The 22,064-nt window shown below is 74.8% G+C and carries 19 protein-coding genes and 2 tRNA genes; 11 read left to right on the top strand and 10 right to left on the bottom strand.

The genetic code is table 11. From position 1 onward, the window contains the following. Window positions 1-363 precede the first annotated feature (363 nt). The 4 genes from ABD353_RS04775 to ABD353_RS04760 all read left to right on the top strand — a co-directional run bounded on the left by ABD353_RS04775 (window position 364) and on the right by ABD353_RS04760 (window position 5,190). Complete coding sequence (locus ABD353_RS04775) at window positions 364-1,047, top strand: ABC transporter ATP-binding protein (protein WP_344622197.1); 684 nt, start codon at window positions 364-366, stop codon at window positions 1,045-1,047. After that, window positions 1,044-2,330, top strand: a complete 1,287-nt coding sequence (locus tag ABD353_RS04770) for an ABC transporter permease (RefSeq protein ID WP_344622181.1) — start codon at window positions 1,044-1,046, stop codon at window positions 2,328-2,330. Before ABD353_RS04775 ends, ABD353_RS04770 begins: the two co-directional genes overlap by 4 nt. Before the next feature lie 200 nt (window positions 2,331-2,530). Further along, entirely contained in the window at window positions 2,531-3,757 is a 1,227-nt protein-coding gene (locus ABD353_RS04765) for a M64 family metallopeptidase (RefSeq protein WP_344622180.1), read from the top strand. 116 nt (window positions 3,758-3,873) lie between these two features. Further along, window positions 3,874-5,190, top strand: a complete 1,317-nt coding sequence (locus ABD353_RS04760) for an MFS transporter (protein ID WP_344622179.1) — start codon at window positions 3,874-3,876, stop codon at window positions 5,188-5,190. An 84-nt stretch (window positions 5,191-5,274) separates the two neighbouring features. On the opposite strand, the gene ABD353_RS04755 is transcribed toward ABD353_RS04760, so the two are convergent. Beyond that, window positions 5,275-6,084 (bottom strand): BRO-N domain-containing protein, encoded by an 810-nt coding sequence (locus ABD353_RS04755; protein WP_344622178.1) that lies wholly within the window; start codon window positions 6,082-6,084, stop codon window positions 5,275-5,277. Between the two features lie 164 nt (window positions 6,085-6,248). Next, window positions 6,249-7,082, bottom strand: a complete 834-nt coding sequence (locus ABD353_RS04750; protein WP_344622177.1) for a maleylpyruvate isomerase family mycothiol-dependent enzyme — start codon at window positions 7,080-7,082, stop codon at window positions 6,249-6,251. Window positions 7,083-7,238: 156 nt separating this feature from the next. Here ABD353_RS04750 and ABD353_RS04745 point away from each other — a divergent pair, with 156 nt between their 5' ends. The 3 genes from ABD353_RS04745 to ABD353_RS04735 all read left to right on the top strand — a co-directional run bounded on the left by ABD353_RS04745 (window position 7,239) and on the right by ABD353_RS04735 (window position 9,959). Continuing rightward, complete coding sequence (locus ABD353_RS04745; protein ID WP_344622196.1) at window positions 7,239-8,036, top strand: carbon-nitrogen family hydrolase; 798 nt, start codon at window positions 7,239-7,241, stop codon at window positions 8,034-8,036. Window positions 8,037-8,269: 233 nt separating this feature from the next. Continuing rightward, window positions 8,270-9,187, top strand: coding sequence for a GntR family transcriptional regulator (locus tag ABD353_RS04740; RefSeq protein ID WP_344622176.1), 918 nt, complete (start codon window positions 8,270-8,272; stop codon window positions 9,185-9,187). A gap of 121 nt (window positions 9,188-9,308) precedes the next feature. Beyond that, window positions 9,309-9,959, top strand: coding sequence for a hypothetical protein (locus tag ABD353_RS04735; RefSeq protein ID WP_344622175.1), 651 nt, complete (start codon window positions 9,309-9,311; stop codon window positions 9,957-9,959). A 93-nt stretch (window positions 9,960-10,052) separates the two neighbouring features. Here ABD353_RS04735 and ABD353_RS04730 read toward each other — a convergent pair whose 3' ends face one another. Continuing rightward, on the bottom strand, window positions 10,053-10,838 hold the full coding sequence (locus tag ABD353_RS04730) for an SLATT domain-containing protein (protein WP_425555073.1): 786 nt from the start codon (window positions 10,836-10,838) through the stop codon (window positions 10,053-10,055). Window positions 10,839-11,304: 466 nt separating this feature from the next. Here ABD353_RS04730 and purD point away from each other — a divergent pair, with 466 nt between their 5' ends. The 4 genes from purD (at window position 11,305) to ABD353_RS04710 (ending at window position 17,187) form a co-directional block, all read left to right on the top strand. Next, window positions 11,305-12,546, top strand: a complete 1,242-nt coding sequence (gene purD, locus ABD353_RS04725; protein ID WP_344622174.1) for a phosphoribosylamine--glycine ligase — start codon at window positions 11,305-11,307, stop codon at window positions 12,544-12,546. Window positions 12,547-13,066: 520 nt separating this feature from the next. After that, window positions 13,067-14,539 (top strand): hypothetical protein, encoded by a 1,473-nt coding sequence (locus tag ABD353_RS04720; protein WP_344622173.1) that lies wholly within the window; start codon window positions 13,067-13,069, stop codon window positions 14,537-14,539. 163 nt (window positions 14,540-14,702) lie between these two features. Next, window positions 14,703-16,244, top strand: a complete 1,542-nt coding sequence (locus ABD353_RS04715; protein WP_344622172.1) for a N,N-dimethylformamidase beta subunit family domain-containing protein — start codon at window positions 14,703-14,705, stop codon at window positions 16,242-16,244. Between the two features lie 43 nt (window positions 16,245-16,287). Beyond that, window positions 16,288-17,187: a phosphoribosylaminoimidazolesuccinocarboxamide synthase gene (locus ABD353_RS04710; RefSeq protein WP_344622171.1), complete on the top strand. Its 900-nt coding sequence runs from the start codon at window positions 16,288-16,290 to the stop codon at window positions 17,185-17,187. A 173-nt stretch (window positions 17,188-17,360) separates the two neighbouring features. Here the strand turns inward: ABD353_RS04710 and ABD353_RS04705 are convergent, their stop codons facing one another. From ABD353_RS04705 to ABD353_RS04675, 7 genes are all read right to left on the bottom strand, one after another. Next, a complete protein-coding gene (locus tag ABD353_RS04705; protein WP_344622170.1) occupies window positions 17,361-17,975 on the bottom strand; it encodes a response regulator in 615 nt (204 codons plus the stop codon). After that, on the bottom strand, window positions 17,972-19,219 hold the full coding sequence (locus ABD353_RS04700) for a sensor histidine kinase (RefSeq protein ID WP_344622169.1): 1,248 nt from the start codon (window positions 19,217-19,219) through the stop codon (window positions 17,972-17,974). Before ABD353_RS04700 ends, ABD353_RS04705 begins: the two co-directional genes overlap by 4 nt. A gap of 113 nt (window positions 19,220-19,332) precedes the next feature. Next, window positions 19,333-20,178: an ABC transporter permease gene (locus ABD353_RS04695; protein ID WP_344622168.1), complete on the bottom strand. Its 846-nt coding sequence runs from the start codon at window positions 20,176-20,178 to the stop codon at window positions 19,333-19,335. After that, window positions 20,175-21,149 carry an ABC transporter ATP-binding protein gene (locus ABD353_RS04690; RefSeq protein WP_344622167.1) on the bottom strand — a complete coding sequence of 325 codons (975 nt, stop codon included), beginning with the start codon at window positions 21,147-21,149 and terminating at the stop codon, window positions 20,175-20,177. Before ABD353_RS04690 ends, ABD353_RS04695 begins: the two co-directional genes overlap by 4 nt. Window positions 21,150-21,309: 160 nt before the next feature. Beyond that, window positions 21,310-21,382: transfer RNA gene (locus tag ABD353_RS04685), tRNA-Gly, on the bottom strand. A gap of 54 nt (window positions 21,383-21,436) precedes the next feature. Beyond that, window positions 21,437-21,509: transfer RNA gene (locus tag ABD353_RS04680), tRNA-Gly, on the bottom strand. A gap of 139 nt (window positions 21,510-21,648) precedes the next feature. After that, window positions 21,649-21,966: a histone-like nucleoid-structuring protein Lsr2 gene (locus tag ABD353_RS04675; RefSeq protein WP_030274670.1), complete on the bottom strand. Its 318-nt coding sequence runs from the start codon at window positions 21,964-21,966 to the stop codon at window positions 21,649-21,651. Between the last annotated feature and the right edge of the window lie 98 nt (window positions 21,967-22,064).

The raw sequence follows: 22,064 nt of genomic DNA, 5'->3' as shown, positions 1-22,064 counted from the left end.
GCCGCCCCGGCCGGTTCCGGCACCGGCGCCGCGGCTGCCGCGCCGGCGGCGCCGGCCCCCCCCCCCCCGGGCGCCTTACGTACCGCTGAGGATCACTCCCACCGAGCCGCTGCCCGCCGCCCTCGGCGGCCAGAACGTCCGCATCACCGTCCGGCGCAGCGCCACCGCCCAGCCGGTGCTGTGCGTGCCAGTCGCCGCCGTGTACACCGACGCCACCGGGCGGACGGCGGTCACCCGGATCGGCTCCACGGGCCGCCGGGTCACCGTCCCGGTGACCACCGGGGTGAACGCCGACGGGTACGTGGCCGTCACCCCCGTGCAGGCCGCGCAGCTGCAGCCGGGCGACCAGGTGGTGGTCGGCCGGTGAGCGAGGTGATCCGACTGGAGGGCGTGGGCCGAAGCTTCGCCGGGCCGCCGCCGGTCACCGCACTGCACCCCTGCGACCTGTCCGTGCGGCGCGGCGAGTTCGTGGCGGTGACCGGCCCGTCCGGCTCGGGCAAGTCCACCCTGCTGCACCTGCTGGGGCTGCTCGACACCCCGACCACCGGCCGGTACGAGCTGGACGGCATCGACACCGGGAGCCTCCGCGACCGGGACCGCTCCGCCCTCCGCGGCCGCCGGATCGGCTTCGTCTTCCAGTCCTTCCAGCTCCTGCCGCACCGCACCGCCGAGGAGAACGTGCAGCTCGCCCAGGTCTACAACCGCGTCCCCCGGGAGCAGCGCCGGACGGCCGCCCGGGAGGCGCTGCACCTGGTCGGCCTCGGCCACCGGGTGGAGGCGCTGCCCACCACGCTGTCCGGCGGCGAGCGGCAGCGGGTCGCCGTCGCCCGCGCCCTGGTCAACCGGCCCGACCTGCTGCTCTGCGACGAACCCACCGGCAACCTGGACTCCGCGAGCGCGGGCGCCGTGCTGGAGCAGTTCGAGCGGCTCAACGACGAGGGCTACACCCTGGTGATGATCACCCACGACCCCGCGGTGGCCGCCCGGGCCCGCCGGGTGGTCCGGATCGCGGACGGCCGCCTGACCGAGCCGGCGGCCGTCCGATGACCACCACCGGGCCGGTCGGGCCGCCCTCCCGGCTCGGGCCGCCCTCCCGGCTCGGGCCGCCCTCCCGGCTCGGGCCGCGCGACCTGGCGGCCGAGGCCCTGGCGGGCGTGCTGCAGCGTCCCGGCCGCTCGGTGCTGACCATGCTGGGCACGGTCCTCGGCATCGGTGCGTTCGTCGCGGTGCTCGGCCTGACGGCCACCGCCTCCGGGCAGATCGGCGCCGGGTTCGACTTGACGCGGGCGACCACGGTGACCGTCACCGACCACCCCGTGACGGACGGCGTCCCGCCCGGCGCCAACCCGCCGAGCGGCTTCCCCGCCGACTCCGACGCCCGGGCCGGCCGGATCGACGGCGTCACCGCGGCCGGCCTGTGGTGGCGGATCCCCTCGGACGACCTGCGGATCTCGGCCGCCCCCGAGACCGGGCCGGGCGTCCAGGGCCTCTCCCTGTTCGCCGCCACCCCCGGCGCCGTCGCCGCGGTGCACCCGACGCTGGCCGCCGGGGTGACCCTCGACCCGTACGCGCAGCGGGCCGCGCTGCCGGTGGTGCTGCTGAGCCGGACGGCGGCGGCCAGGCTCGGGGTGACCCGGCTGGACGCCCAGCCCGCGATCTTCATCCAGGGCCTGCCGTACACCGTGATCGGCGTCTACGACCAGGTCGAACGGCTGCCGGACACCATGCTCGGCATGATCGTCCCCGGGTCCACCGCGCTGGAGCGCTTCGGCAACCCCGGTACGGCCGACGACGAGGCCGCGCACCTGATCGCCGCCACCCGGGTCGGCGCCGCCGACGTGGTCGCCGGCCAGCTGGCGGTGGCCCTGCGCCCGGACGCCCCGGACCTGCTCACCGTCACCGCGCCGCCGGACCCGCACGGCCTGCGCGACCGGGTCACCTCCGACCTCACCGGCCTCTTCCTGGCGCTGGCCGCGATCTGCCTGGTGGTGGGGGCGGTCGGGATCGCCAACACCACCCTCGTCGCCGTCCTCGAACGCACCCCCGAGATCGGCCTGCGTCGCTCGCTCGGCGCCCGCACCCGGCACATCGCCGCGCAGTTCCTCACCGAGTCGACGGCGCTCGGCACCCTCGGCGGGCTGATCGGCACCTGCCTCGGGGTGCTCACCGTGCTCGCGGTGGCCGCCTCCCGGGACTGGACGGCCGTCCTGCAGCCCTGGGCCACCCTGCCGGCGCCGCTGATCGGCTCCGCGGTCGGCCTGCTCGCCGGGCTCTACCCGGCCGTCCGGGCCGCCCGGACCGACCCGCTCACCGCGCTCCGCGGCGGCTGACCGGGGCCCGCACCGGCGCTGACCAGCAGGTTCTGGAGACGGTTCGCCCGCCGGTGGCCAGCCGACACGCCGCTACGGCATTGGGCCGGTCCGGCGAACTTCGGATGCGTCCGGTCGGCCGGGCGTGTCGCGAGGGGTACGTCTGTGCGACCACCACCCGGGCCCCCGCCGGGTGACCGGAGCCCGGAGGACGCACCCGCATGCCGCCTGGCAACCCTGGCCGGATCGTCCGGAGTCTGGCCGCGCTCGTGCTGATGTCGGCCGCCGTGCTGCCCGCAGCGCTCGAGGTCGCGGCCCCCGCCCCGTCCGCGGTGATAGGGCCGCCCGCCGGCCCGCTCACCGACCGCGGTGCGCCGCCCGCCCAGAACCGGATCGACCTCCGGGTGCCCGGTGCCGCCCCCAGCATCGACATCCGGCGCGCCGGCGACCCGGCCAACCGGATCACCCTGGTGCTGCTCGGCGACGGCTACACCGCGGCCCAGCAGCCGCTCTTCCGGGAACAGGCCGACCGGGCCTGGCGGGCCCTGATGGAGATCGAGCCGTTCCGCACCTACCAGAACTTCTTCAACATACGGAGGGTCGAGGTGGTCTCCCCGGTCGCCGGCATAGCCGAGGCCGAGGACGGCCGACCCACCGACACCCCGCTGGGCATGCACTTCTGGTGCGAGGGCACCGCCCGGCTGCTCTGCGCCGACGAGTCCGCGACCGCCCGCTACGCCGGCGAGGACGCCGGACCGCAGTTCCTGATAGCGCTCGCCAACTCCGAGGAGTACGGCGGCGCGGGCGGCACCGGCGTCACCACCCTGGCCGGCGGCAGCCCCGACGCCGGCCGGATCATCCAGCACGAGATCGGCCACACCGTCGGCGACCTCGGAGACGAGTACGACAGCGCCCCCGACGACCCCGACTACGCCAACCTCTCGGCCGTCGACGCCGACGAGATGCTGCGGACCCACACCAAGTGGTGGCGATGGCTCGGCGCCACCTCGCCGGACGGCGGCGGTGTGGTGGGCGCCTACCGCAGTACCAACGGCCTCTACCGGCCCACCGCCGACTCCGTGATGCGCACCCTCGGCGGGCAGTACAACCTGCCCTCGCGCGAGGCGATCGTCGAACAGATCTACCGCCGGGTGAAGCCGCTGGACGGCGCCGCGCCCACGCCCGGTGTGGTCACCGGGCGGCCGAGGCTCCAGGTGAGCGCGGTGCCCCTGGAGGGGACGCGCCAGCTGGCCGTCGAATGGACGGTGAACGGGCGGCCGGTGGCGGCCCCCGGCGGCACCTGGCTGGACACCGCCGGCCTGACACTCGCACCCGGCGCCCGCGCCACCGTCACCGCGACCGTCCGCGACACCACCGACTGGGTGCGCGACGAGGCGTTCCGGGACCGCTTCATGACCCGCACGGTGAGCTGGACGCTGACCGGCTGACCGGTCGACCGGCGTACTGGTGGCGGTCCGTGGTGCGTCCGGGGGTGTCCGCGGCGCGGACCCGGTTCGTACCCTGCCGGATTGATCCGGTCATGGGATGACTAGGCTCAGGGGCCATGAGCGCGGACCCCGTCGGCACCACCCGTCCCCCGTCCCCCCTCGTCCCGCCGCAGCCCCTCGTCCGTCCCGTGCCGCCCGGCGGCCGTGCCGCCTGGGCGGCCTGGGCCGTCGGCGCCTCGGTCTACCTCCTGGCGGTCGTCCACCGCACCAGCCTCGGCGTCGCCGGCCTCGACGCCGCCGCCCGCTTCGGGATCGGCGCCTCCGCCCTCTCCACCTTCGCCATCCTGCAGGTCCTGGTCTACGCCGCCATGCAGATCCCGGTCGGCCTGCTCGTGGACCGCCAGGGCGCCCGGCGGGTGCTGCTGCTGGGCGTCCTGCTGATGAGCACCGGGCAGCTGGCCTTCGCCTTCGCCACCTCCTTCGGCCCGGCCCTCGCCTCCCGGGCCGTGCTCGGCTGCGGCGACGCCATGACCTTCATCAGCGTGCTCCGGATCGCCGCGCACTGGTTCCCGGCCGCCCGCAACCCGCTGATCGCCCAGCTCACCGGCCTGGTCGGGGTCGGCGGCAACCTGGTCACCACGGTCGTCCTCGCCCGGGCCCTGCACGAACAGGGCTGGACGGCCACCTTCGCCGCCATCGCCCTGGCCGGCGCCGGGATCTTCGCGCTCGTCGGACTCGTCCTGCGGGAGGGGCCCGGGCACGACCGCCGGACCCGCCGCAGCACCCCCGCCCCCACCACGTCCGTCGGCCGACAGATCCGGGACGCCTGGGCCGAACCCGGCACCCGGCTGGGGCTGTGGGTGCACTTCACCACCGCCTTCCCCGCCAGCGCCTTCGGCCTGCTCTGGGGCATGCCCTACCTGGTCGAGGGCCAGGGCATGAGCCGCACCGCCGCCGGAGGGATGCTCACCCTGCTGGTGGTCAGCAACATGGCCTTCGCCCTGCTCTTCGGCCGGACGGTCTCCCGCAGCCCGCGCAGTCGGATGCCGCTCACCCTCGCGGTGATCACCGCCACCGCGCTCTGCTGGGCCGCCGCCCTCGGCTGGCCCGGCGGACGACCGCCGCTCTGGCTGCTGGTGGTGCTGATCACCGTCATGGGCAGCAACGGCCCCGCCTCACTGGTCGGCCTCGACTACGCCCGCTCCCACAACCCCGCCGAACGGCTCGGTACCGCCTCCGGCATCGCCAACATGGGCGGCTTCGTCGGCGCCGTCGTCACCCTGCTCGGCATCGGCGTCCTCCTCGACACCCTCGCCGGCGCCGACGGCACCCACTCCGCCGAGGCCTACCGCTGGGCCTTCTGCTGGCAGTACGTGCCGCTGGCGGTCGGCACCGCGATGATCCTCCGCCTCCGCCGCAGGGCAGGGCACTGAGAGAACGCCAATACCCTCGCCTCGGGCGAGGGTATTGGCCGTTTCCGCAGGTCAGAAACCCTGACCTCGGCTGAGGGTTGCCACTCAGGCCTCGCCGATCTCCCGGAGCAGGTCCGCGATGTCGAGCGGCGCCCCCGAGAAGGTGACCCGGCCGAGCTCGCACCGGACGGTGCCGCCCGGGTGGTTGCGGCGACCGGTCTCGGCCAGGTGCCGGATCAGCTCGACCAGCTTCAGCCGCGGGCAGCGCGGCAGCACCACGCTCCCGCGGATCCCGACCCGTTCCACACTCGGGCAGCTGTAGTACGGGCCGAAGGGCGGCCCGCTGTCCTCGCCACGGCCCGGCACCCTGAACTCCATCTCGCCGTGCCGGCAGTGCACCGTGCCGTCCGAGCGGACATGGGCGCCGACGCCGTCACCCCGCGTGACGTCGGTGAGGATCTCCACCTGCTCCCCGACCGCCTCGGCCAGGGTCTCGGCCATCCGCGCCCGGTGGTGGCCGAGGTCGAAGTCACCGCGCCTGATCGAGGGCAGCAGCTCCCCGGTGATCCACTCCTGGAAGGGCTGGGCGGCCGGCTTCCGGGACCTCACGATCAGCCGGTACAGGCCCGCTTCGTTGATCAGGCCGAGCACCGGATTTCCGCGTCCGTAGGGTTTCCCATCTGCGGAAACATCGAATGGGTTACTTGAAATAAGGGTTAGCTCGCGGCTGTCGACCGTCCGCCGGTTGCCCGGTCCGACCAGGTCGGCCGCCCGGCTCGCGTTGTCGCGCCCGAGGATCCTGCACACGTCCGCGGTGACGAACCACGGCTCCCCGTCGATCATCACCACCCTGATCGGCTGCCCCGTGATCGGGAAGCTCGACGGCACCAACACCATGTCGGTCTCGTCGTGCATACCGCCCCTCCTTCACTCTCGGTGACGGGTTCTGCACACATCAACGAGTCCGAACGCGTGATGTGGCGGTCGGCAAGCGTCGTACGGGGGTACGAGGGCGTGCGCCACCCGCGCGCGGGGGCGTGCGCCAGGGAAGGCTCCCGAAAGGGCCGGGGGCGGGGGTGTCAGGGGGTCAGGGCGAAGTGGGCCAGGATGCGGGCGGCGAGTTCGGTGTCGCCGTCGACGCGGACGGCGTGCGCGGCGATCTCGGGGCGGACCCGGCCGCAGGCGAGTCGGAGGTAGGTCTCCCAGTCCAGGTGGAACTGGACGTCGGGGGCGAGGCCGACGGAGGTGTCCACGCTGCCGTGGCCGACGGCGTTGACCCGGACGGTGCGCAGGAACTCCAGCGGGCCGCTGACGTCGAAGACCACCGTGGTGCCGGCCGGTGCGCCGGCGAGCTTGGCGACCACCTTGGGCAGCCCCTGGACCAGGTAGTCGCGGGCGACCGCCGCACCGGGGGAGTCCAGGTTGCCGGGCACCTGCAGGGCGCGGCGCAGGTCCTGCTCGTGCACCCAGACGTCGAAGGCGCGGTTGCGCAGCAGTTCGGTGTAGCTGATGTCCCGGGAGAGCGGGCCGGCCGGCCAGCGGACGAGGTCCTCCGGCTGCTGGCGGGCGTTGCGCAGGGCGCGCGAGCGGCGGATGACCGTGTACTCCAGCTCGCTGGTGATCTCCACCGGCGTGTGGCAGCGGCGCTTGTCGACCGGCAGCTCGACGTAGCGGGCGAACTCGCTGGTGACGTGCCGCAGGTCGCGGGGGAGGGAGTGGATCGGCCGGGGGTCGCCGAGCAGCTCCGACTCGACGGCGATGATGTGCGAGACGATGTCGCGGACCGACCAGCCGGGGCATTCGGTGGGCCGGTTCCAGGAGTCGGTCGGCAGCGGGGCCAGCAGCTCGGCCACGGACTCGATGGACTGCGTCCACGCGTCGGTGTAAGCCTGCACGGTCTGGTTGTCCGTCACGGGTATCTCCGGCCCTCCGTCAGCTTCCAACACGCCCCGCCGGCCGCCGCCGGGACCTGGGGGCGCAAGCGCTACCCGCACGTTACGCTGTCGGGTCACAGCAGGGCAGCGCTTTCGGGTGATGATCGTAGGACTCTTGCCGTGGACGGTGGTACTGTGCGCGCTTCATTGATCCAACTCGCGGTCTCCGATTCCGAGCCGCCCGCCGAGCGGCGGTCCCGCGCCGCGGCGCTGGTCAGGGCCCAGGAGGGTGCGGACCTGGTGGTGCTGCCGGAGCTGTGGGCGCTCGGCGGCTTCGCCTACGAGGCGTGGGCGACCGGGGCCGAGCCCCTGGACGGGCCCACCGCCGAGGCCATGTCGGCGGCCGCCCGGGCGACCCGGGTGTGGCTGCACGCCGGTTCGATCGTCGAACGCGATCCGGACGGCCCGATCTACAACACCTCGTTGCTGTTCGCGCCGGACGGCACCCTCACCCACACCTACCGGAAGATCCACCGCTTCGGCTTCGACAGCGGTGAGGCGGTCGCGATGGGTGCGGGCCAGGAGATCGTCACCGCCGCCACCGACCTCGGCCGGCTCGGCCTCGCCACCTGCTACGACCTGCGCTTCCCCGAGCTGTTCCGGGCCCTGCTGGACGACAGCGCCGAGCTGCTCGTGGTGCCGGCCGCCTGGCCGGAGCGCCGCCGCGAGCACTGGACGCTGCTGGCCCGCGCCCGGGCCGTCGAGGAGCAGGCGTTCGTGCTGGCCTGCAACACCGCGGGCACCCACGGCGGGGTCCCGCAGGCCGGGCACAGCCTGGTGGTGGACCCGTGGGGCCGGGTGCTCGGCGAGGCCGGCCCGGACGAGGAGGTGCTCACCGTGGAGTTCGACCCGGCGGAGGTCGGCAAGGCCCGCGCCGACTTCCCGGTGCACCGCGACCGGCTGCTCGGCATCCCCGCGCCCGTCCAGCGCTGACGCCCGTCCGGCGTTGACGCCGGGCCGCCGCCTCCCGGCCGCCGCCTGCCCCGGCGTACCGTCCCCGTCCGCCCGGCCGGTGCGGCGGCCGCCCGCTGCCCGGCAGTCGGTGTCTGCTGTCCGGTTATGGGCGTGATGGGGTACTTGTGCACCCCGGGGGCGACTTTGAGAAGATGGGCCGCCACCGCCTTCCGCGCTGGCCCCGTGACGCCCGCCGAGGAGGGGTGGCCCGCATGTACGGCACCGGTGCCGCCCGTCCCCCGATCCAGCGCAACAGCCTGCGCGAGCAGATCGCCGACGCGCTGCGCGAGGAGATGATGGCCGGCCGGCTCGCCGCCGGCCGGAACTTCACCGTCAAGGAGATCGCCGACCTCTACGGGGTGTCCGCGACCCCGGCCCGCGAGGCGATGGTCGACCTCGCCGCCCAGGGGCTGCTGCGCACCGAGCACCACCGGGGCTTCACCGTCCCCGCCTTCACCTGGCGGGACTTCGTGGAGATCTTCGAGGCGCGCACCCTGCTCACCGACAGTGCGATGCGCCGGCTCACCGCGCACCCGGCCCGGGGTTCCGGGAGCTACGACTGGTCCCGGATGCCCTCGCTGCGCCGCCGGGCCGACGCCGCCGCCCGCGCCTCCCGGCAGGGCCAGCTGGACGTGCTGGTCGGCTGCGACCTGCGGTTCTGGCAGGAGGCCGCGGCCCTGCTCGGGAACGCCCGGATCGCCGACTACCTCGGCTGGCTGCGGGTGCAGTCCTGGATGTTCGCCGCCCCCTACCTGCGGCAGGTGGGGGACCTGGGCGGGGTCTGCTGGGACCGGCACGGCGACCTGGTCGACCGGATCGAGGCCCGCGACCTGTCCGGGGCGCACCGGGTGGTCAACGACTACAACCTGTTCACGCTGGAGCTGCTGGGCCGGTTGGCGGGCGAGGAGACCGACGAGGTGCCGGTGGCGGCTCTGCTGCGCGCGCCGGTCGCGGGCGCCTCCGAGCCGGGCCCGCAGGCCGCCGCCCCGGCCCCGGCCGTCCCCGCCGCTCCGGCCGCGGTGGCGGAGGAGGCCACCCGGGTCCCGCCGCCCCGGTCGGTGCCGCCCGGGCGCTTCGGGCGGCCGGTCCGCCCCTCCGGCCCGGTGCCGGGCCGCACCTCTCCGTCCTGAGCGGGGACGCCGTCCTCGGCCCCGTGGGCCCGGCGGGGCACCGGTAGGGTGGGCGCTCGTTCCCCGACCACCGTCGGCGGCGCGCGCGCCGCGTCCGACCCCCGGAGAGGATGAGCCGGCCATGGCCTGCGACCTCTGGCTCGTCCCGCTCGTGGACGTCCTCACCTACAACCCCGAGAACCCCTTCCGGGACGACCTCGTCCGCTACAACGCGGTGCTGGCCGGCCACGGGCTGCCCGAGGTCCCGGTGCACGGCTACGCGCCCGGCATCACCGGTGAGGTCGAGCCGATAGCCGCCTTCGACTACGACTCCCTCCACTTCCTGCGCCGCGCCTACCTGTTGGGCGTGACCGGCTTCCAGATCACCCCGGTGGACGCGCTCGGCGGCGACTACGAGCAGCTGCTGGAGATGTTCGAGTCCACCGCCGAACAGTCGCACCTGGTCTGGCACTTCGACCACGCCGGGGCGTACGTCCCGGTGGAGTTCCCCGTCCCGCTGGTCGACGACGCGCTGCTGGCGACCGGCGGCCCGCTCGGCTCCTCGTACGGTCTGCTGCGCGAACTGCAGGCGGTGGCACCGGTGTTGGGCATCGACGTGCTCGAACCGCCGGCACCGACCCGGCCGCTCTCGCCGACCGGCCTCGAACAGCCCTTCGCCCCGCCGCTGGACGAGGCGCACCACCCGTTCGCGCGGGAGCGGCACGCCTGGGCCGGCCTGTACGCGGCGGCGACCCGCAGCGTCACCCAGGGCTCGATGATCGTCTTCGCCTGAGCCCGAGCCTGAGCCCGAGCCGGGGCCTCGGCCGCGGCCGGCACACGGAAGGGCGGGCCCGCCGGGCCCGCCCTCTGCTGTCGGTGCGCGCGGTCAGCGCAGCGGGCCCTCCGGCGGGCGCTGGCGCGGCATGGTGGGCCGGGTACCGGGCGGCGGCAGCACCCGCACCTGGGCGCCGATCCCGCCCTCGGAGCGGCCGCCCCAGACGCCCGGTGCCTGGGTGGGCAGTTGGGTCATCGTCGCGCGGAACTCCAGCATCCACTCCGAGGTCTCGGTGCGGACCATGTCGGAGACGTCCTCGCAGAACCGCCGCAGCACGCCCAGGCAGCGCTCGGCGGCCTCGCCCGCGGTGCCCTCGGTGGGGCCGAGCACCTCGCGGACGCACTCCGAGGCCCAGTCGAACTGGAAGGCCTCCAGTCGCCGCTGCAGCGCCTGCGCGGTGGAGACGTCCCGCATCCAGCCGGAGGTCAGGCCGAAGCCGCGGTCGGTCAGCAGGCAGGCGGCCGACGCCGCGAGGCCCACGTAGCCCCAGCCGGCGGCGCCGTCCAGGACCCCGGTCATGCCGACCAGCGGGGCGCTCACCCCGGCGACGCCGGACACCGCGGCGCCGAAGCGCAGCAGCCGGGCCCAACGCCGCTTCCAGACACGGTCCTTGCGGTACCAGTCGATCGCCTCCACGGCCCGTTCCTCGGACCAGCGGTAGAGCTCCTCCAGCCGCTCGGCGGGCTCGCCCCAGTCGCCGAGCGGGAACTGACGGGCGCTCAGGTCGGTGCGGCGGCGCGTCGGAGTGCGGCCGGCCGAGGCCGGGGAGGGCTGGTCCTCCTCACCGACGTCCTTGCCCCAGGGGCTCTCCTCGGGTTGCATTTCCGGCTGGCTCACCTGTGGGGCTCCCTGTGGCGGGTGACAGTGCAGTCCTGGCTGGACGCCCGGCTGACGGTGCGTCTAACCGACGCATCGTCGGACATGGCTCCGTGCGCGGGTGGTGTGAGCCGCCCATGGTGCCGTGCTCCGGCAGTCCGCCGGTTCTCGTCCATCAGCACTTCTTACCCCCAAATGGCTTACCGTGGGGGCGCTTCGGCTGTGATCGTTATCCGAATTCGGGTCCGGAAGCCGAGGTGAGAGGGTTTCGTCGGGCGGCGAGATTTCACTCTTCCGAGCGAGGCCGGGCGGGCCCGCGGACATGACCCGCGGCCTGCGGCGGCGCCCGGTGGCCGCCCCGGCCCCCTCCGGATTGGACGATCCTCCAGATCGGATGCGCCGAAAAGCGGCAGCATTGGAGGTTTCGCCACAGTCGGCACCCCGGCGGCACGAGCACGGATCCGGCCACCGACTACCCTTGCCAAGCGTGAAGGTCCTCGTAATCGGCGGCGGCGCCCGCGAACACGCCCTGTGCCGCTCACTGTCCCTCGATCCCGCCGTCACCGAGCTGCACTGCGCCCCGGGCAACGCCGGGATCTCGCAGGTCGCCACGGTGCACCCGGTCGACCAGCTGGACGGCGCGGCCGTCACCGCCCTGGCCCGGGAGCTCGCCGCCGACCTGGTGGTGGTCGGCCCCGAGGCCCCGCTGGTGGCCGGCGTCGCCGACCCGCTGCGCGCGGCCGGCATCCCCGTCTTCGGCCCGTCCGCCGAGGCGTCGCAGCTGGAGGGCTCCAAGGCCTTCGCCAAGGACGTGATGGCCGGCGCCGGCGTGCCGACCGCCCGCTCGTACGTCTGCACCACCGCCGAGGAGGCGGCCGCCGCGCTGGACGCCTTCGGCGCCCCGTACGTGGTCAAGGACGACGGCCTGGCCGCCGGCAAGGGCGTCGTGGTCACCTCCGACCGCCAGGCCGCGCTGGAGCACGCCGCGGCCTGCGAGCGCGTGGTGATCGAGGAGTACCTCGACGGCCCCGAGGTGTCGCTCTTCGCGATCACCGACGGCACCACCGTGCTGCCGCTCGTCCCCGCCCAGGACTTCAAGCGCGCCCTGGACGGCGACGAGGGCCCCAACACCGGCGGCATGGGCGCCTACTCGCCGCTGCCCTGGGCCCCCGAGGGCCTGGTCGAGGAGGTGCTCGCCACCGTCCTGCAGCCGACCGTGGACGAGCTGCGCCGCCGCGGCACCCCGTTCTCCGGCCTGCTCTACGCGGGCCTCGCGCTGACCTCGCGCGGCACCCGCGTGATCGAGTTCAACGCCCGCTTCGGCGACCCGGAGACCCAGGTCGTGCTGGCCCGGCTGCGCACCCCGCTGGCCGGCGTGCTGCTGGCCGCCGCCGAGGGCGCGCTGGCCGGCCTGGAGCCGCTGCGCTGGGACGAGGGCGCCGCGGTGACCGTGGTCGTGGCGTCCGAGGGCTACCCGGCCGCGCCGCGCACCGGCGACCCGATCGAGGGCCTGGCCGAGGTCGCCGACGAGCACACCCACGTGCTGCACGCCGGCACCCGGGCGGGCGAGGGCGGCGAGGTGCTCAGCGCCGGCGGCCGCGTGCTGTCGGTCACCGCGACCGGCGCCGACATCGCCGAGGCCCGCGAGCGGGCCTACCGCGGGGTCGCGAAGATCTCGCTCAAGGGCTCGCACCACCGCACCGACATCGCGCTGAAGGCCGCGCAGTAGCGCACGGCCGTCGACGGCGCCGAGGGCGCTGCCTCCGCGGGGACACCCCCATGGGCGCAGCGCCCTCGGGCGTTTCTCGACCCGTTCGGCGGACCTCCGGAGGTTCCCTGAAGCCGGGAATCCAGCCCTTCGGGTGACTCATGGGGCATCCGGCTGACGCAACCGGCGCTCCGGTCGTAGGGTGCGCTGAATCGCGCCCGCCCGCGGTGCCGGACCGCGTCACCCGCGGTACCGCCGCCGGGTGGGGCGACGCTCCCGGGGGGATGCTGGGGGCGTCCGGATTGTTCGCACCGTCACCAGGACGAGTGGAAAGCGGTGCGATCCGGAACACCCATCTGCACGAGGGCGTCAAAACTGTCAGAAGAGCCATGCAGGATGCACAACCGGGGGCGGCTGCCGCCGAGCCCCGGTCGGATACTGATCATTTCGAGTCGCTCGGACGCCTCGGCCACCGGTCCCGCCGGTCCTGCCGGCCCCGGCCCACTGGCCTCCGACCGCTCCGAAGGGGGTGCCGCGCCGAATGGCCGCTGTCGACGCCGCACGCGCGCATGCCCAGGCCGTGCTGCGAATCCGTGGCTGGGCCCTGGCCGCCACCGTTGTCCCCGCCGCCCTGGCCGTCGTGCTGCTGGCGGGCCGTCTCACCGGCCGGATCGGCGCGCCGGGCTCGCCCGACGGCGGCACGTGGGACGCCGTCCGCTGGGCGGTGGCCGCCGTCGCCGTCCTGGCGCTGGTGACCGGCTGGCTGGTGCACCGCTCGCACCGCACCGCGGTGCCGCCGGCCACCCCGGCCGTCCCGGTCTGCCCGGAGGAGGCGCCCGAGCTCTACCGGCTGCTGGTCGACCTCGCCGAGCGCCTGGAGGTGCCCGTGCCCTCCGGGATCGCGCTGACCCCGGACTGCGACAGCTGGCTGGAGGAGCCCGCCGGCCCGCACCGCCGGGGCACCCCGCACCCGGCGCCCGTCCTGGTGCTCGGCTCGCCCTTCCTGTGGTGGATGCGGGCCGGTGAGCTCCGCGCCCTGCTCGCCCCCGTGGTGGCCGGCACCGCCGTCGCCGCCGACACCGACATCGCCGCCGCCCGGCGTTTCGTCCGCAGTCTGGACGCCGCGCTCGGCGAGCCGCACCGCGGCCCGGCCGCGGTGATCGACCGGATCAACCGCCTGCTGCTCGGCGCCTGCCGCGAGCACTCCGCCGAGCTGGAGCGCTCGGCGGCGGCCTGGGCATCGCACCAGGCCAGGGCGGTCGACTACGGGATGCGGATCGCTGCCCAGGAGCAGGTCGGCCTCGCCTACGCGGGGTGGGACCGCCTGCTCACCCGGGTCGCGCTGCCCGCCTGGCGGCTCGGCCGCCACCCCGAGCACCTGAACGCGGGCGTGGTCGCCGCGCTCACCGAGCTGGCCCGCCGCGACCGGCTCGCCGACGGCTACGAGACCCGCCTCGGCGACCGGCCCGCCTGCGACCTGCTGGAGGAGCCGGGCCGGGTGGACGCCGCCGTCTCGCTGCTCGCCGCCGACCTGCTCCACCAGGTGCCGCCCGGCGGCTGGCAGCCGCTCGAATGGGACGCCTACCCGGGCGAGGTCGCCGTGCGCGGCTGGCGCGACAAGTCCGCCGTGCTGCAGGCCGCCCTGGACGACCCGGGGGCCGGGCGGGCCGACGGCCCGCCGCTCGCACGGGTGCTCGCCCGGCTCGCCGCCGGCGGCGGAGACGCCCTGGCCGCCGCGCTGGCCGGCCGCTGCGGCCACACCGCGCCCGGCCGCCACGCCCGCGACCTGCTCGCCGACCACCTCACCGCGATGGTCAGCTGCGCCGTGGTCGACGCCGGTGCCGCCGTCGCCGGCCTGGACTGGCTGGACGGCCCGGTGCTGCTGATGGGCGGCGTACGGCGGGCCGACCTCGTCGCGGTGGTCGGCCAGGCCGTCGAACTCGGCAAGGACGCACCGCTGCGGGGCTGGTTGGAGACGGCGGGCGTGCGGCTCGCGCGCCCCGTGCGCAGTTGATGACGAATCATGCGGAATCGGGCGTCTTGCCTACCAGTTGCTACGGTGGGGTGACGCAGTGCCAGCAACCTGTGGTGTGCTGGACCGCACGCACATCCGTGTGGCACATGCCAGTCGCGGACGGGCGCGCCGAGCCTGACGCCGGCGACCGTGGGAGGGGCGCGTGGGGACGGAACTCAACCGCCGCTGGGAGTCCGGCACGCTGGCGCACGGCGTGTCCGACCCCTTCGGCCAGGGGCCGCTGCCGTGGCTGCGCAGCCCCGACCAGTACCTCGCCGACGGCGGGGTGCCGTGGTACGTCAGCGTCGACGCACCGGGCCAGCAGCCGCTGAGCGCGCCCCGGCCCGCGCCGGTGGTGAACAGCCCGGCCAACGCCGACGACGTCGACCAGCAGATCAAGGGGTTCGCCTCGGCCGGCGTGGTCCGGCCCGGCGGCTCGGTGGACTTCCGGGTGACGGTGAACCCGCCCCGCGAGTTCACCGTGGACGTCTACCGGATCGGCCACTACGGCGGCGACGGCGCCCGCCAGGTCACCTCCAGCCCGCTGATCTCCGGCCTGGCCCAGGCCGCGCCGCTGGTCGTCGGCCGTACCGTCTCCTGCCACCACTGGTGGCAGTCCTGGCGGCTGCACATCCCTGCGCACTGGCGCCCCGGCGCGTACGTCGCGGTCCTCACCACCGCCGACGACCGGCACCGCAGCCACGTCCCGTTCACCGTCCGCGACGCCGACCCGGAGCACCCGGCGGACCTGCTGCTCGTCCTGCCCGACGTGACCTGGCAGGCCTACAACCTCTTCCCCGAAGACGGGCACACCGGGGCCAGCCTCTACCACGCCTGGGACGGGCAGGGCCGGTTGGTCGGCGAGTCCGAGGCCGCCGTCACCGTCTCCTTCGACCGCCCGCACGCCGGCGCCGGACTGCCGCTGCACGTCGGCCACGCCTACGACTTCATCCGCTGGGCCGAGCGGTACGGCTACGACCTGGCCTACGCCACCGCCACCGACCTGCACGCCGGCCTGGTCGAGCCGGAGCACCACCGCGCGATGGTCTTCCCCGGGCACGACGAGTACTGGTCCGAGCCGATGCGGCGGACGGTCGAGTTCGCGCGCGACACCGGCACCTCGCTGGTCTTCCTCTCCGCCAACACCATGTACTGGCGGGTCGACCTCTCACCGGGGCCGTCCGGCGAACCGAACCGGCTGCTCAACTGCCGCAAGCGGCAGAAGGTCCCGGCCGGCAACCCGGCCGCCGGGCTGCCCGGCACCCCGGGCGCGCTCTGGCGCGAGGCCGGCGAGCCGGAGCAGGCCCTGCTCGGCGTGCAGTACGCCGGGCGGGTCCCCTCGCCCGCCCCGATGATCGCCCGCAACACCGGCCACTGGCTGTGGGCCGGCACCGGCCTCCAGGACGGCGACCCGCTGCCCGGCCTGGTCGCCGGCGAGGCCGACCACTACCACCCGCGGGCCCCACTGCCCGACCACACCGAGCGGACCCTGCTCGCCCACTCCCCGTACCGCGACAGCGCCGGGCGGCTGCGGCACCAGCAGACCTCGCTCTACCGGGCGCCCAGCGGCGCGTACGTCTTCGCCGCCGGCACCTTCGCCTGGTCGCCGGCGCTGGACCGTCCCGGGCACACCGACGAGCGCGTCCAGCGGGCCACCGCCAACCTGCTCGACCACCTCTGCAAGGAGGCCGGCGGGCCGACGTGAAAGACTCGGGCCGTCAGCCCCCTTCCCTGAGGACGAGACGACCTTGAGCGGATTTGTCACCAAGCCCGAGCCCGTCCAGGTTCCCGGCCTGGTCCACCTGCACACCGGCAAGGTGCGCGACCTGTACCGTGCCGCCAACGGCGACCTGGTGATGGTGGCCAGCGACCGGACCTCCGCCTTCGACTGGGTGCTGCCCAACGAGATCCCGGACAAGGGCCGCATCCTCACCCAGCTCTCGCTGTGGTGGTTCGAGCGGATCGCCGACCTGGTGCCCAACCACGTGGTCTCCACCGAGCTGCCGGCCGGCGCCCCCGCGGACTGGAAGGGCCGGACGCTGATCTGCCGCAGCCTGGAGATGGTGCCGGTCGAGTGCGTCGCCCGCGGCTACCTGACCGGCTCCGGCCTCGTCGAGTACCGGGACTCCCGCACCGTCTGCGGCATCGCCCTCCCCGACGGCCTGGAGGACGGCTCCGAGCTGCCCGCCCCGATCTACACCCCGGCCCTCAAGGCCGAGGTCGGCGAGCACGACGAGAACGTCCCCTACGAGGAGACCGCCCGCCGCCTGGGGGCCGAGCTTGCCGCCACCCTGCGGCAGACCACCCTCGCGGTGTACGCCCGGGCCCGGGACATCGCCCGCGACCGGGGGATCATCCTCGCCGACACCAAGTTCGAGTTCGGTCTGCTGGACGGCGAGCTGATCATCGGCGACGAGGTGCTGACGCCGGACTCCTCCCGCTTCTGGCCCGCCGACGAGTGGCAGCCGGGCCAGGTCCAGCCGTCCTTCGACAAGCAGATCATCCGCAACTGGCTGGCCTCGCCGGAGTCCGGCTGGGACCGCACCGGCGAGGAGCCGCCGCCGGCCCTGCCCGCCGAGATCGTCGAGCGGACCCGCGCCAAGTACATCGAGGCCTACGAGCGCCTCACCGGGACGTCCTGGGCCTGACAGGGAGCCACACCGGGCCAGCCACATCAGGGCGGGGGAACTACGCAGTCCGGGGGTGGGCACCGTGACGAACAGGGGATGACCCCGATTCGTCCGTGAGCCCCATCCGGGTTGCGCAGTTCCCCCCGGCCTTCGGCCGGGAGGTGCTCCCACGCGCCCCTGTGCTGCCCGTCTTAGATCCAGCCGTGTTCGCGGGCTATGCGGACGGCGGCGTGGCGGTTCTCGGCGCCGAGCTTGCCGGCGGCGGAGGACAGGTAGTTGCGGACGGTGCCGGGGGAGAGGGCGGCCCGTTCGGCGATCTCGGCGATCGAGGTGCCGTGCGCGGCGAGCTCCAGGACGTCGGTCTCCCGCGGGGTGAGCGGACTGTCGCCCGCGCTGATGGCGTCGGCCGCGAGCTCCGGGTCGACGTAGCGGCCGCCCGCGACGACCGTGCGGATGATGCCGGCGAGGTCGGAGGCGGAGACGGTCTTCGGCAGGAACCCGCGCACCCCGACCTCCAGGGCCCGCTTGAGGTAGCCGGGCCTGCCGTGCCCGGTGACGATCATCGTCCGGCAGCTCGGCAGGACGTGTCGCAGCTCGGCGGCGACCTCCAGCCCGTCGAGCCCCGGCATCTGCAGGTCGAGGACGGCGACGTCGGGCCGGTGCGCACGGGCCATGGCGAGGGCCTCCGGCCCGGACGCGGCCTGGGCGACGACCTGCAGGTCGTCCTCCAGCCCGAGCAGGGTGGCCAGGGCGCCGCGGATGAGGTGCTCGTCGTCGGCGAGTAGGACGCGGACGGGATCGGTCACGGGGCGGCCACCTCCAGGGCCGGGAGGTCGAGCGGGAGCGATGCGGTGAGCCGGAATCGGCCCGGGTCGGCGGGCGGGGTGGCGAGCCCGCCGCCGTGGGCGGCGAGCCGTTCGCGCAGGCCGAGCAGGCCGGTGCCGGGGTGGTCGCGGTCGGCCGCCGGGCCGGTGACGCCGTCGTTCTCGACCGTCAGCCGGGCCTGCCCGCCGTCGAGGCGCAGGGTGACCGTGCAGTGCCCGGCCTCGCTGTGCCGCAGCACGTTGGTGGTCGCCTCGCGGACGACCCAGCCGAGCACGGACTGGGCCGTGAGCGGCAGGGCGGCGGAGTCCGGGCCGAGGTCGATGTCGCACTCGACGCCCGCGGCGCGCAGCACGGACCGGGCGCCGGCGACCTCGGCGGCCAGGTCGGCCGTCCGGTAGCCGCGGACGACCTCGCGGACCTCGCGCTGCGACTCCTGGGCGATCCGCTGGACCTCGACCATCTGGTCGGCCGCCTCGGTGCGGCCGCGGCGGGCGAGCTGGACGGCGAGCTCGCTCTTCAGCGCGATGGTGGTGAGGTTGCGGCCGAGCACGTCGTGCAGGTCGCGGGAGAAGCGGAGCCGTTCCTCGGCGACGGCGAGCCGGGCCTGCGCCTCGCGGGCGGCGTCGAGCTCCCACACCACGGCGGCGATCCACGCGGTGCCCCGCCAGGTCGCGCCGATGAAGACCATGGCGATCCCGGAGCCGACGGCCAGGCCGAGCGCCGTGGCGGTCGGGATGCCGGCCAGCGCCGCGGCGGGGACGGAGAGCGCCAGCCCGAGCAGCCCGATCGGCGCGGTGGCCTTCAGCGGGACGGCGACGGCCACCGGGGCGAACCAGAAGACGAGCAGCCAGGTGGCGGTCGCGACGCCGGTGGGGACGGGATCCTCGCCGGTCGGGTGGGTGGTGCCGAGCACGGCCCAGTAGCAGAGCAACGTGCCGACGCTGAAGGCGACCAGCCAGCCGGTGGGCCGGGAGCGGCGGCCGAGGTAGTGCGCGAGCCCGGCACGGCAGCAGACGACGAACAGTGCCGTGGCGGTCAGCGAGGCGGCGACGGCGGAGAGCCGGACGGTGCCGGGCAGTTCCGCCCCGTGCTTGCCCGTGACGGCGCCGAGCAGGAGCAGCGGCTGCAGCAGGCCGGTCAGGTAGAGGGACCAGCGGATGAAGAGCTCGGTGAGCTTGGGCTTGCCCAGCGCCCGCCAGCGCCGCGACGGCCTCAGCAGATCCACGTCGTCCCCTCTCGACGGATGCACGGTCGTCAGATCCTCCCATCGGCGGTGGCCGCCGGACTCCTCCGGTGCGGCGGGTACGGCGGACACCCCGGTGTTCCGGCGGGCGGCGGTCAGCGGCGCGGCTCCCAGCGGAACCAGCGGCGGGCGGCCCAGACGGCGGCGGCGAGCCAGACCAGGCCGAGGCCGAGGTGCGGCAGGGCCTCGACCCAGCTGCCGAGGAAGTCGGTGGGCGCCTTGGAGCCGTCGGTGCCGAACCAGCCGAGGCGGATCAGCTGGAAGGCCGGGGTGGTGGGCAGCAGGCGGCAGGCGGTGGCGAGGCCGTCCGGCATGGTCTCCAGCGGGAGGAGCAGGCCGGAGCCGAGCTGGGCGAGCAGCAGCAGCGGCAGGGTGGTGATGCCGGCGGTCTCCACGGACTTGGTGAAGGAGCTGGTGGCGGCGGCGAGCGCGATCAGCAGACCGGTGCCGAGCAGCAGGCCGGCGGCCATCAGCAGCGGGTTGACCGGGGCGGGCAGGTCCAGCCTGGCGGCGCCGACCGCGCCGACGACGCCGCACTCCAGCAGGCCGAGGACGACCGAGGGGAGCGCCGTGCCGGCCAGGATCTCCAGGTCGCGGGCCTCGCCGGTGCGCAGCCGCTTGAGCACGAGTTCGCCGCGGCGGGCGACGTAGGCGGAGGTGAGGTTGTAGTAGACGACGAAGAGCAGGATCAGTCCGGCGACGCCGTTGACCAGGTTGGCGTGCAGGTCGAGGTTGGGGGTGGTCTCGGCCTGCTGGTCGAGGATGCCCTTGAGGCTCATCATCATGACCACCGGCAGGGCGACGGCCATGAACAGCGCGGTGCGGTTGCGCAGCAGCAGGGTGGCCTCGGTGCGGCCGAGGGCGAGCAGACGGCCGGCGGTGGTGGTCGTGGCCGGGGCGCCGGGTGCGGAGGTGGCTGCAGTGGCGGCGTGCGTGGTCATCGGGGGCTGCCGATCGTCTCGGGGGTGGCGGCCGCTTCGGCGGCAATGGCGAGGAAGGCCTCTTCGAGGGTGGCGCTGCGGGCCTCCAGGCCGCCGAGCGCGACGCCGTGGTGGGCGGCCCAGCCGAGCAGGTCGGTGAGGTCGGCCTGGAGCTGCGGGGTGCGGACGGTGATCCGGCGGCCGTCCGCGGTGATGTCCGCGGCGGGCAGGGCGGGCAGGCCGATCGCCTCGTACGGGCCGCAGCGCTCCGGGAGTTCGAAGGCGATCTTGGCCGGGCGGCCGGCGATGACCTCGGAGACGGTCCCGGTGGCGGCGATCCGGCCGGCGTGCATGATCGCGAGCCGGTCCGCGAGCTCCTCGGCCTCCTCCAGGTAGTGGGTGGTGAGCAGCACGGTGGTGCCGTCCTCGCGCAGCGTGCGGACCAGCCGCCAGACCGCGGCGCGGGCCTCGGGGTCGAGGCCGGTGCTGGGTTCGTCGAGGAAGAGCACCTCGGGGCGGCCGAGCAGGGCGACCGCGAGGTCGAGACGGCGGCGTTCGCCGCCGGAGAGCTGCTTGACCCGCACCCCGGCACGGCCGCCGAGGCCGACCAGGTCGAGCGCCTCGCCGACCGGGCGGGCGCCGCTGGTCAGTCCGGCCCAGCCGCGGCAGGTCTCGGTGACGGTGAGGTCGCCGGGGAAGCCGCCCTCCTGGAGCATGATGCCGATCCGCGGCCGGACGGCGGTGCGCTCGCGGTGCGGGTCGTGGCCGAGGACCCGGACCTGCCCGCCGGTGGGGGCGGCCAGTCCTTCGAGGAGTTCCATGGTGGAGGTCTTGCCCGCGCCGTTGGTGCCGAGCAGGGCGAAGAGCTCGCCGCGGCGGACGGTGAGGTCGAGGCCGCGGACGGCGTCGAAGCCGCCCGGGCCGGTGGGGCCGTAACGGCGGTGCAGGTCCACGGCCTCGACGGCCGGCCCGGAGTGGCTGGTGTCCTTCATGCCTCCAGCCTCCCGGCGGGCGGCGCGCGGGGTCAGTGCGTACCGTCACCGGCTGCCGGTGCGCTTGCACGGGTGGGCGGTGACAAATGTCATCGGCGGTGCCGCGCGTGTCGGCAGCACGACGAAGGGCCCCCTCTGCGAGGGAGCCCTTCGTACTCGGAGCGGACGACGAGATTCGAACTCGCGACCCTCACCTTGGCAAGGTGATGCTCTACCAACTGAGCCACGTCCGCATGCTGTTGAGTTGTACTGCTGCACTGCTACTGCTGTGTTGCTCGAACACTGCGAGCGGACGACGAGATTCGAACTCGCGACCCTCACCTTGGCAAGGTGATGCTCTACCAACTGAGCCACGTCCGCACGGTGCCTCGGCACCGATCGCCCCTCCCGGCTGCCTTTCGGCCTCCGGTTGCGGCGACGAGAAATACTCTACCCCATCGATCGGAGTGCTCGCCCCACCCTTTCCCCGGAGGGGTACCGGGGCGGGGCGGCGGCACGCTCAGTTGGCCTCGGCGAACTGCTCGTAGACGGCCTTCGGGATGCGGCCGCGGGCCGGGAGGTCCATGCCGTGCGACTGCGCCCAGGCCCGGACGGCCTGCGGGTCGGGGGTCAGGGCGGTGCGCCGGAAGGACTTGCCGGTGCGGCTCTGCCGGCGGCCGGCCGCGACGAACGGGGCGAGGGCCTCCCGCAGCTTCTCCGCGTTCTCCACGGAGAGGTCGATCTCGTACGACTTCCCGTCGACACCGAAGTGGACGGTTTCCGCGGCGGTGCCGCCGTCCAGGTCGTCGGAGAGCGTGACGACTACACGCTGAGCCATGGGTGTCAATCCTCTCGGGCAATTCGGCCGCCGGATGCTGGTGTCCGGTGGCCCGTCCGCCGGCGGCGCGCACGGCGGCATGCGGGCATGCCGTGCCA

It is taken from the genome of Kitasatospora arboriphila (assembly GCF_039528095.1).
Classification (GTDB): Bacteria; Actinomycetota; Actinomycetes; order Streptomycetales; family Streptomycetaceae; genus Kitasatospora; species Kitasatospora arboriphila.
Note: the sequence above shows the minus strand (reverse complement) of the source record. Positions and strands in the feature narration are given on the sequence as shown.